The sequence below is a fragment of the Tenacibaculum adriaticum genome, from assembly GCF_008124875.1.
Lineage (GTDB): Bacteria > Bacteroidota > Bacteroidia > Flavobacteriales > Flavobacteriaceae > Polaribacter > Polaribacter adriaticus.
This window is the reverse complement of the sequence record NZ_VNIA01000009.1, coordinates 25,933-36,292: the sequence shown is the minus strand read 5'-3', so window position 1 is coordinate 36,292 and position 10,360 is coordinate 25,933. Positions and strand designations below refer to the sequence as shown.

Annotated in this window: 11 protein-coding genes; 4 read left to right on the top strand and 7 right to left on the bottom strand. The window is 30.9% G+C overall.

Going from position 1 to position 10,360, the window contains the following annotated elements; all coding sequences use genetic code 11:
* Window positions 1-287: 287 nt before the first annotated feature.
* From lgt to C7447_RS14455, 6 genes are all read right to left on the bottom strand, one after another.
* Window positions 288-1,121, bottom strand: coding sequence for a prolipoprotein diacylglyceryl transferase (gene lgt / locus C7447_RS14480; protein ID WP_148871238.1), 834 nt, complete (start codon window positions 1,119-1,121; stop codon window positions 288-290).
* A 101-nt stretch (window positions 1,122-1,222) separates the two neighbouring features.
* Window positions 1,223-1,459 (bottom strand): membrane protein insertion efficiency factor YidD, encoded by a 237-nt coding sequence (gene yidD, locus C7447_RS14475; protein ID WP_148871237.1) that lies wholly within the window; start codon window positions 1,457-1,459, stop codon window positions 1,223-1,225.
* Window positions 1,460-2,938: a cysteine--tRNA ligase gene (gene cysS / locus C7447_RS14470; RefSeq protein ID WP_148871236.1), complete on the bottom strand. Its 1,479-nt coding sequence runs from the start codon at window positions 2,936-2,938 to the stop codon at window positions 1,460-1,462.
* A 113-nt stretch (window positions 2,939-3,051) separates the two neighbouring features.
* Window positions 3,052-4,473 carry a flagellar export protein FliJ gene (locus tag C7447_RS14465; RefSeq protein ID WP_148871235.1) on the bottom strand — a complete coding sequence of 474 codons (1,422 nt, stop codon included), beginning with the start codon at window positions 4,471-4,473 and terminating at the stop codon, window positions 3,052-3,054.
* Complete coding sequence (locus C7447_RS14460) at window positions 4,454-4,996, bottom strand: hypothetical protein (RefSeq protein WP_148871234.1); 543 nt, start codon at window positions 4,994-4,996, stop codon at window positions 4,454-4,456. Before C7447_RS14460 ends, C7447_RS14465 begins: the two co-directional genes overlap by 20 nt.
* Window positions 4,980-5,546, bottom strand: coding sequence for an RNA polymerase sigma factor (locus C7447_RS14455; protein WP_148871233.1), 567 nt, complete (start codon window positions 5,544-5,546; stop codon window positions 4,980-4,982). The genes C7447_RS14460 and C7447_RS14455 overlap by 17 nt, the downstream gene beginning before the upstream one ends.
* Window positions 5,547-5,645: 99 nt before the next feature.
* On the opposite strand from C7447_RS14455, the gene meaB reads away from it, so the two are divergent.
* A complete protein-coding gene (gene meaB / locus C7447_RS14450; RefSeq protein ID WP_148871232.1) occupies window positions 5,646-6,719 on the top strand; it encodes a methylmalonyl Co-A mutase-associated GTPase MeaB in 1,074 nt (357 codons plus the stop codon).
* A gap of 6 nt (window positions 6,720-6,725) precedes the next feature.
* The gene (locus tag C7447_RS14445) at window positions 6,726-7,370 is read left to right on the top strand and encodes a hypothetical protein (protein ID WP_148871231.1); all 645 of its coding nucleotides are present in this window, start codon (window positions 6,726-6,728) and stop codon (window positions 7,368-7,370) included.
* A gap of 23 nt (window positions 7,371-7,393) precedes the next feature.
* On the opposite strand, the gene C7447_RS14440 is transcribed toward C7447_RS14445, so the two are convergent.
* The gene (locus C7447_RS14440; protein WP_148871230.1) at window positions 7,394-8,179 is read right to left on the bottom strand and encodes an MBL fold metallo-hydrolase; all 786 of its coding nucleotides are present in this window, start codon (window positions 8,177-8,179) and stop codon (window positions 7,394-7,396) included.
* Between the two features lie 82 nt (window positions 8,180-8,261).
* Between C7447_RS14440 and C7447_RS14435 the strand changes: the two genes are divergently transcribed.
* Both C7447_RS14435 and C7447_RS14430 read left to right on the top strand, forming a co-directional pair.
* The gene (locus tag C7447_RS14435; RefSeq protein WP_148871229.1) at window positions 8,262-9,713 is read left to right on the top strand and encodes a TonB-dependent receptor; all 1,452 of its coding nucleotides are present in this window, start codon (window positions 8,262-8,264) and stop codon (window positions 9,711-9,713) included.
* Between the two features lie 86 nt (window positions 9,714-9,799).
* Entirely contained in the window at window positions 9,800-10,345 is a 546-nt protein-coding gene (locus C7447_RS14430) for an RNA polymerase sigma factor (RefSeq protein ID WP_148871228.1), read from the top strand.
* Window positions 10,346-10,360 lie beyond the last annotated feature (15 nt).

The window sequence follows — 10,360 nt, the reverse complement described above, 5'->3', positions numbered from 1 at the left end:
AAGTAGTAAAAGCGTAGGGATTATCAATGTTGACCAAATCTAGGTTTCCACGTATATCATAACCTTATTCTACGCTTCTTTCTTTCTGATTTATATCTCTAAATTTAAACAATTGCTAACTTAAGACGTATAAAAAGAATAATAGTTTAGTCATTAATAAAAGTATCGTGCCGTTTTTCTCTGTCCAATTTTCCTGAGGAAAATCAGCCAATCACAAAACCGAACTATTCTTACACAAGACTGTTAAAACATAAAAAATCCGAAGTTTTAGCTTCGGATTTTTTTATTTATTCTATATTCTTTTGTTTTCGAAACATTAACCAAACTCCTATTAAAACTAACGGAATACTTAATATCTGACCTGTATTTAATGAATTCAACACCCAATCTTCTCTCCCTTCCACTTGGGCTTCTTTTAAAAACTCTATAAAAAAACGAAGTGACCAAAGCACTACCATAAATATCCCAAATAAGAAACCTTCTTGTTTCTTTTTATCTGTTTTCCAATAGAAATACCATAATACAAAAAACAATGCTAAATAACTTAACCCTTCATATAATTGCGTTGGATGTCTAGGAACCGTTTCTCCTGCTGCTTTAAAAATAACCCCGAAATTACTTCCTGTTGGTTTCCCGTAGATTTCAGAATTAAAAAAGTTACCAAAACGAATAAAGAATCCTGCTAAGGCAACCATAATCCCCATTCTATCTAAAATGAATAACCACGATTTTTTAAGATGTTTTTTTGCATAAAAATACAATGCAATTGGAATCGCAATTGCTGCTCCGTGACTTGCAAATCCAGTAAATCCAGTAAACTTCCAAGAACCATCTGCTAATTTTTTAAAAGGAAGAATTATTTCTAATAAATGATTTTGGTAATAATCCCAACTATAAAAGAAAACATCTCCTAAACGCATTCCGATAAGCATCGAAACAAACGTGTACATAAAAAGGGGATCTAATTTCTCTTGTGGAATTTCGTCGTTAGCATAAATTTTTTTCATTAAATACATTCCTAAAACAAATGCAATAACAAACATTAAACTATACCAACGAATGGTAAAAAAACCTAAATCAATCCCAATGGAAGGATCCCAAACAATAGATAAATAACTCATTTATTCTTAATTTTAATTTTATATCATTACGAACAAAGTGAAGCAATCTCTCAGTGAATATGTAGATTACTTCGTCATTTACTCCTCGTAATGACAATAATTTATTTTTCTTTTTTCTCGGGAACAGGATCGTAACCACTTCCTCCCCAAGGATGACAACTAAAAATTCTTTTTAATGCTAACCATCCACCATAAAATAAACCGTGCTTTTGCAATGCTTCAATCGTATATGATGAACATGTTGGTGTATATCTACACGTTGCAGGTGTAAATGGTGAAATTGCCGTTTGGTAAAAACGAACTAATAATATAAATGGGTATGCTAAAATTTTCTTCAATTAATTTACTGAATATGTTGTTCCTTCTCGACCATCTTTAAGTTGAATTCCTTGTGCTAACAGTTCATCACGAATTTGATCCGACAACGCCCAATCCTTATTATTACGTGCTTCTTTACGTAGTTTAATTAACAATTCAACCACGCCATCAAGCTTATCAGAATTTTGTTCTTTTGCATCGTTTGTTAATCCTAAAACATCAAAAACGAAAGCGTTTATTGTTGAATTTAACAACTCTAAATCACCTGAAGAAACCGTAGCTTTATCATCTTTAATCAAATTGATAAATTTTACTGCTTCAAACAAATGTGCTATTAAAATTGGTGTATTAAAATCATCGTTCATGGCATCGTAACATTTCTGTTTCCAATCTGCCACATCGAAAGTAGATTCTTTATTAGGAATAATATCTTCTAAATAATCAATAGCTTCCATTAAACGATGGTATCCTTTTTCTGAAGCTAACAATGCTTCTCCAGAAAAATCTAAAATACTACGATAATGTGCTTGCATATTGAAGAAACGAACTACACCCGCACTAAATGCTTTCGGTAAAACTTTATTGTTTCCCGTTAAAATTTCATCAGGCAATACATAGTTCCCTGTCGATTTTGCCATTTTTTGACCGTTTAACAACAACATATTAGCGTGCATCCAATAATTAACAGGCTGAACACCAGAACATGTATGTGATTGTGCAATTTCACATTCGTGATGTGGAAATTTTAAATCCATCCCTCCTCCATGAATATCAAACTGTTCTCCTAAATATTTCGAGCTCATTACCGAACATTCTAAATGCCAACCAGGAAAACCATCACTCCAAGGTGAAGGCCAACGCATAATATGACGTTCATCGGCTTTTTTCCAAAGTGCAAAGTCTTGTGGATTTTTCTTTTCAGACTGTCCATCTAATACACGTGTGTTATGGATTGCATCTTCTATATTTCTTCCTGATAAAATTCCGTAATGATTATTCTTATTATACTCAATAACATCAAAATATACCGAACCATTTACTTCATATGCTAGCCCTTTTTCCATGATTTCTTTAATCATTTCAATTTGCTCAACAATATGGCCTGTTGCAGTTGGTTCTATACTTGGTGGTAAGAAATTATATTTTTTAGTTACGTTATGAAAATCGACCGTGTAGCGTTGCACAACTTCCATCGGTTCTATTTGTTCTAAACGTGCTTTCTTCGCAATTCTATCTTCTCCTTCATCCGCATCATTTTCTAAATGACCTGCATCCGTAATATTACGTACATAACGTACTTTATATCCTAAGTGCAATAAATAACGGAACACCATATCAAAAGACATAAACGTACGAACATTACCTAGATGTACATTGCTATACACGGTTGGGCCACAAACGTACATTCCTACTCTACCTTCAGAAACTGGCTGGAAAACTTCTTTACTTTTTGATAAAGAATTGTATATTTTAAGTTGATTTTCTTTGTATAATTCCATAGAAAAAGTGACTATTAACAGATGCTAAAGATAGGCACTTTAAAAAGAATACAGAAATGGATTTTACAAATAAGTTGAACTACTGTGAGTGAAGTTTTTATTCTTTTTTAAGGCTATTCTTGTACCGTTAACTGACTGTATTTTCCTGATATATTAACATTTTTATTATCAGTATTTACTTGGAAATTACCATTAAATTCTAAATTTCCATTTTTTTGTTTTTTCATATGCTCATTAACATCAAAAACTAACGTATCCTTTAATCCAGATAAATTAACAACTGCATTCGAATAGTTTAGCAACAATGAAAATGTTTTGTAATTTGGGTTCAACTTTAAAATGGTTAAATCTCCAAATTTATTTATCATGTCTACATTTTGATACACCTCATTAATTTTTAATCCCGATGAATTAGCATTTAACTTAGTATTGGTAACCGATGCTATATGCGCATCGGTTACATTATTTAAAAACAAAGTACATGTGTTTACTGTATTAATATCTACTGGAGCAAAGTAAATTTTTAAATCTCCCCCACTAAGTTCATCGGCGTTAAAGGTTCCATAATTTACTTTTCCTGAGGCAGTAGTTTTCGGTAACTTTACCTTACAGTGACGTGTGTTTAAATCGAATGTAGCATTTTTAGGTACTTTTACGTTAATTATCTTTTTAATTTTTACTTTTTTACCGTTAATTACAATATCATTATCTCTTGAATTAACATAGTCGCTATATCTCATACTTTTTAGCTCTTTTCTTGCTTTATCGATTTCTTTTATAATTTTTTCCCTGTCTATTTTTTTGTATTCAATTCTTGCTTTTCTAAGCTCCTCACGTATTTTTTCTCTGTCTATAGATTTAATTTCTTTTCGAGCTTTTTCTATTTCTTTTTTCATTTTTTCTCTGTTGATTTTCATTTCTTCAGAAAACTTCTTGTACTCTTTTGATTTTTTGAACTTTTCCCAATCCTTTTTCGACTTAATAGTTATATCATTCGCACTATCCTTCCATCTAAAAAAGTAATTACCTCCATCTTTTTCAAACTTATCAAAATCAAATTCTAGATTTTCTAAACCTTTAAACTCTATGCCACTAAAGTGGTGTTCAAAATCAATCTCAGGTAATTCGGGTATTTCTGGCATCTCTGGTAATTCTGGCATCTCTGGTAACTCTGGGATTACAAAATTATCATCATTAAAAACGACAAAATCATTCTTTCCGAATCCTTGAAATCTGTTTGAGTTTGAGGTTATTTGAACACTTTTTTTATTTCCTAAAGCTTCAAAATTCCAATTCTTTAAATACTTTTCTGCAGCTTCTTTTTCAATCCCTTCCACTTCAATAATTGCCTCGACAAAAACTTCGTTTTTATTCCAGGTCGTTACATTAATTTCTGAATTCGTAGCATCGATTCTAACATCAACATCTTTATTAACATTAAAATTTTCTGTTAACCTTTTATCAACTTTTTGTGCAAAAACATTTACCGACAAAAGCAATAAGAAAGCGACTATTTTAAACGATTGTGTTTTCATTTTGTTTTGAATTTTTAATACTGTTTAACTGATCTTTTAAGCGTTTTAGTAATTGTAAACGCAATTGTAAATTGTTGATTAATGCATCGATCGTTTCATCATTAACCTCCTTGTTGAGCTCTTCGGTTAATGTTTTATATTCCTTGGTTAACTCCCCTATTTTTAAAAGATAACCTTCTATGAGTTCTTTATTTTCGTCTGTAAATGGCAACTGACTTATTTCATAATTAATCGAATTCGTATAATATGCCTCTATCGTCTTTAATTCTGGCGATACGTTACCTAGTTTTATTGTTTTAAGCTCATCATCAACCGAAACCCCAATGTTTTTTTTTGGATAAAACGTAATTCCTAATCCAATCAAAACAACAATTGAAGCCGCTATATACAACCATGAAAATGATGATTTTTTTGGTTTAAATTCAGTATTTAATTTCTGTTGAAATTTTAACTGATGATTTGAAGAAAGTTGTGCATTCTTATCTTCATAACCTTTTACTATATCTCTAATATCTTTCGGCATAACATATAGATTTTAACTGTTCTTTTAATATTTTTTTTCCTCTTAACAAATTAGTTCTTGAAGTTACTTCTGTAATCCCTACAATTTGAGAAATCTCCTGATGATCATATCCTTCTAACAAATACAAGGTTAAAACAACTTTATACTTTTCTTTTAATGTTTCAATTACTTTCATAACAACGTTTGCAGACACCTCATTTCCGACTTTCCAGTTATCCTCTTCACCTTCTTCAGCAACATTTACAACTTCTTCATTTAAAGAAATTAACGATAACTTTTTCTTTTTTAACTCATCTATACTTTGGTTAATTACAATTCGCTTTAACCATGATCCAAAACTCACTTCTCCTTTATAACTCGCTATATTCTTAAATGCTTTGATAAAAGCATCTTGCATAACATCTTCCGCTAAAAACTCGTCCTTTACATATCTTTTTGCGACTAAAAACATAGCGCTACAATACAAATTATACAATTGCATTTGTGCTTTTGCATTATTCTTTACACATTCTTTAATGAGTTTATGATGTAGTTGTTTGGTTGACTTCATTAACTATTTCTTACCTTATAGACGAGACATTTTCATCTGTGTTGCATCTTGGATGATTTTTTATTTCTAAATTTACTTAATATTTCGTTTTTATAACTGATGACTATAAAAAAAACATCCGCTTTACATGAAAAAGATGGCGTTTCACAGCCTGAAACGACCAGCAAAGAATCTGCTCAGAAAATAAAAATAAATAGAAGAAAACATCCTTCTACTGATGAATTTGTTGAAAAGATTTTAGTTGGCGATATTACTTTTTTAAGTAGAGCTATCACTCTAGTAGAAAGCACTAATGAAAAACATCAGCAAAAAGCGAATGAAATTTTAGAACGTTGTTTACCTTATACTAATAATTCTGTAAGAATTGGAATCACTGGAGTTCCTGGTGTAGGTAAAAGTACATTTATTGAAGCTTTTGGAAGGTACTTAACTAGCCAAGGGAAAAAAGTTGCTGTTTTAGCGGTAGATCCAAGCAGCTCTGTAAACAAAGGAAGTATTTTAGGTGATAAAACTCGAATGGAAGAACTAGTAACCGATAAAAATGCATTCATTCGCCCTTCTCCCTCAGGCACTTCTTTAGGTGGTGTTGCTCAAAAAACACGTGAGAGTATTATACTTTGTGAAGCCGCTGGTTTTGATACTATTATTATTGAAACCGTTGGTGTTGGTCAAAGTGAAACCGCGGTACATTCTATGGTTGATTTTTTCTTGCTACTGAAACTATTTGGTGCTGGTGATGAATTACAGGGTATTAAACGTGGAATTATTGAAATGGCAGATGCGATTGTCATTAACAAAGCAGATGGTGAGAATATTAAAAAGGCTAAAATTGCGAAAGTAGAATTTGCGCGAGCACTACATTTATATCCGCCAAAAGAAAGTGGTTGGCAACCAAAAGTTATGACCGCAAGTGCGTTGAATAACATCGGGATTGAAGAGGTTCATGAAATGATTATGAAGTATATTGATCTGGCAAAAGAAAGTGGGTATTTTAATAAAAAACGAAACGATCAAAATAAGCATTGGTTATTTTCTACCATCGAACAACAACTAAAAACACGTTTTTACGATAATCCAAAAGTTAAAGAAGTCCTTCAACAAGAAATTAAAAATTTAGAAAGCAGTAAAACGACGCCATTTAACTCAGCTAAAAGGTTGTTGGATTTAAGTTAAAATCATATGAAAAAATTAATATTACTATTAATTGTACTATTCAATCTATTAGTTTCTTGTAATCTAAAAAAAGAAAATAAAAGTACACCTCATGAAACTTTTCAAAAAGACAATAACCAAATGCAAGATTTTGGTCAAGTTATTTTAGATGGTAAAATTTACCCATCTATTGACAATCGAACTATAGATTTTATTAACCAGTCTTTACCTAATAATAAAGATAGTCTAAACTTCTACTTCGAAGTATTTAGAGTTATCTTAACAAGGTATAATGAAAAAGTTCCTGAAATAATTTTTGATAGACCTAATGGCGAGTTACAAGATGTTACAGGAAAAAAATTAATTCATTTTATTAACTCAAAACCTGATTATTTCTTAGAAAAATATTCAGATATTACTTCAGAGGAAAAGAGAATTGTTACACAATTAATAATCAATGAACTTTATTTTATTCAAAAAAATGATTTAACAAATAATATTGATTCCTTTATTAATCAAATTGATAAAAAAATCAAGTTTAATTCAGGTGAAAAAACTAAAAATTTGAACGAGATTAAGGTATCTTTATCTAAACACGCAGGTAAAACTAAATTATCATGTGGAACTCTAGAATTAAAAAGAATTTTAGAAGAGAGAAATAATAGAAAATAAATATTATCATTAAGAATTATAACTTAATAACTTTCAACCACCAAACCATCGTACGCTAAAAATACATTCTCAGGAAGTTCTTTTTCAACCTCTTTATGAAAACCTAACACCTCACTTATGTGAGTTAAATAGGTTCTTTGGGGTTGTATTTCTTTAATAAATGCCAGAGCTTCTTCAATATTAAAATGTGTTGGATGTGGTTTTTTTCTAAGTCCGGTTACAATCAAAACATCCAGGTTTTGCAACTTCCTTTTTTCCTCTTCAGAAATTGTTTTTATATCTGTTAAATAAGCTACATTATTAAAACGATATCCAAAAATCGGTAAGTTTCCGTGCATCAATTCAACCGGAGTTATTGAAATTCCATCTAACTCTAAAGAATCTTTATGAGAAATTATGGTTGGCGCAACACTTGGAGCAGTTGGATAACGATTTTCCGTTGCAAAAACATAATCATAACGCTTCTCCAATACTTTAAGCACACGCTTTCCAACATAAATTGGCAGTGCTCCTATTTTAAAACAAAATGGACGAATATCATCTAAACCAGCAATATGATCGGCATGTTCATGCGTAAATAGTATACCTTTTAAAGACTGAACATCTTCTCGTAACATTTGCTGACGAAAATCAGGTCCACAATCAACTACATAATTTATAGCGCCGTAAGAAACCATAATCGATGACCGCAAACGTTTATCTCTTTTATCTGTAGATAAACTTACTGGATGTTTGCTAGAAATCATTGGTACACCAGTAGAAGTTCCAGTACCTAGAAAAGTAATTTTTAATTCTTTTTTTATATCCATTCTTATCACAAAAATAAGATAAAAATTGACTGATACTTGCTATTTTCAGTACATTTGTAGTGCATTAACAAAAACAACAAAAATGGCAATCACTTTAAAAGGGGATCAAAAAATTAGCAGTGTACCTACTACTAAAAGCAAAGCGTTGCGTATCAACTTAAACGCTAACATTTATGGTACTTTTGCCGAAATTGGTGCAGGTCAAGAAACTGTTAGAAACTTTTTTAGAGCTGGTGGTGCTTCAGGAACAATTGCAAAAGCCATGAGTGCTTATGACAAGGATTTTTCGGATGCTATTTACGGTATCGAAGCAGACAATCGTTATGTAACCGAAGAGCGTTTAAAGAAGATGTTAAAACACGAAATGGAGTTGATTGAAGAGCGTTTAACACGTCAAACACATCCTGATAAGTTGTTTTTCAGTTATGCAAACACTGTTGCAACCATTAATTTTAGTAAAAAATTTAAAGGTCATGGTTGGATTGGGCTTAAATTTCAATTAGATCCGTTAGAAGATTACAATGAAATTGTTTTACACTTACGCTTTAAAGAAACAGATGCGAGAGCGCAACAAGAAACATTGGGAGTTTTAGGGGTAAACCTAATTTATGGTGCTTATTATCTAAATGATAATCCTAAAGAATTATTAAAGTCTTTTTATGATAATATCGATAAAGACAAGTTAGAAATTGATATGATTAATTTCTCTGGGCCTCGTTTTATGTATGTTGATAATCGTTTAATGAGTTTACAATTAGTTAAAAACGGAATGACCAACGCGGTTATGTTTGGTCCTGACGGAAATAACTTATTACCAGCACAAGTTTTATACAAAAAAAATATTTTAGCTTTACGTGGAAGTTTTAGACCTGTAACAAAGGTTAATATGGACATGTATGAGGAGTCTAAAAAATTATTCTTCCAAGAAAACAAAGTAGATCCTGAAAAAACTAAAATTATTTTTGAAATTACCTTAAGTAATTTACGTGCCGAAGGAGAAATTAACGAACGGGATTTCTTAGACAGAGCAGAATTATTGTGTTCTTTAGGGCAGAATGTAATGATTACTAATTACCAAGAATATTTTAAATTGGTAGAATATTTTAGCGAGTTTACCAAAGAACGTATGGCGCTGGCCATGGGTGTGTATAACTTAATCCAAATTTTTGATGAAAAATACTACCGTCATGTAAGTGGAGGTATTTTAGAAGCCTTTGGAAAATTATTTTACCGCGATTTAAAAGTATACATGTACCCTTATAAAGATGAAGAAACTGGTGAATTTATGGATTCTGAGAATTTAAAGGTACACCCTAGAATGAAAGAATTGTATAAATTCTTTAAAAACAATGGTAAACTCATAAATATAGACAATTTCGATGCAGATAACTTACATATTTTCTCTCGAAAAGTTCTTAAAATGATTAAAAACGGGGAAGAAGGTTGGCAAGAAATGTTGCCAACTGGTATCGCAAAAATGATTGAAGATAAAAGACTTTTTGGTTACTCTCGTCGTAAAGTAACCAAAAAATAATCTTTAATTATTTAACATTCTTATTTTTTTAAAAGATTCATTAAACCTTTTCTTATTTTTAAAGTCTAACAAATAAATTTAATTATTTGACTGACGAAATTACACTCGTGTTACAACTACAAGACACTCAAACTAAAGAGATCGCTTTTCGTAGTTTAATAACGCAATACAAAGAGCGGTTGTATTGGCATATCCGTAAGATTGTGATTTCTCACGACGATACAGATGATGTGCTTCAAAATACATTTATTAAAATATTTAAGAACATTGATAACTTTAAAGCTGAAAGTAAATTATATTCTTGGATGTACAGAATAGCAACCAATGAAGCTATTACCTTTATCAATAAAAGAGCCAAAGAAAATAAAGTTGATATTACAGATTATCAGCAGCAATTGAGCTCTAATTTAGAAAGTGATGATTGGTTTTCGGGTTCTGAGATTCAATTAATTTTACAAAAAGCAATTGCAACACTTCCTCAGAAACAACAATTGGTTTTTAATATGAAGTATTTTGATGAAATGAAGTATGAAGAAATTTCAGAAATTCTAGAAACTTCTGTGGGCGGTTTAAAAGCATCTTATCATCATGCCGTAAAAAAAGTAGAAGAATTTATCAAAAAATACAATTGATTTTAAACCTTTTAC

Bases quoted from the DNA above. Each gene is read 5' to 3' on its own strand.
- lgt (WP_148871238.1), bottom strand. From the start codon at position 1,121: ATGAGTTATTTATCTATTGTTTGGGATCCTTCCATTGGGATTGATTTA.
- C7447_RS14435 (WP_148871229.1), top strand. From the start codon at position 8,262: ATGGCAATCACTTTAAAAGGGGATCAAAAAATTAGCAGTGTACCTACT.
- C7447_RS14465 (WP_148871235.1), bottom strand. From the start codon at position 4,473: ATGAAAACACAATCGTTTAAAATAGTCGCTTTCTTATTGCTTTTGTCG.
- meaB (WP_148871232.1), top strand. From the start codon at position 5,646: ATGACTATAAAAAAAACATCCGCTTTACATGAAAAAGATGGCGTTTCA.
- C7447_RS14445 (WP_148871231.1), top strand. From the start codon at position 6,726: ATGAAAAAATTAATATTACTATTAATTGTACTATTCAATCTATTAGTT.
- C7447_RS14455 (WP_148871233.1), bottom strand. From the start codon at position 5,546: ATGAAGTCAACCAAACAACTACATCATAAACTCATTAAAGAATGTGTA.
- C7447_RS14460 (WP_148871234.1), bottom strand. From the start codon at position 4,996: ATGCCGAAAGATATTAGAGATATAGTAAAAGGTTATGAAGATAAGAAT.
- cysS (WP_148871236.1), bottom strand. From the start codon at position 2,938: ATGGAATTATACAAAGAAAATCAACTTAAAATATACAATTCTTTATCA.
- C7447_RS14440 (WP_148871230.1), bottom strand. From the start codon at position 8,179: ATGGATATAAAAAAAGAATTAAAAATTACTTTTCTAGGTACTGGAACT.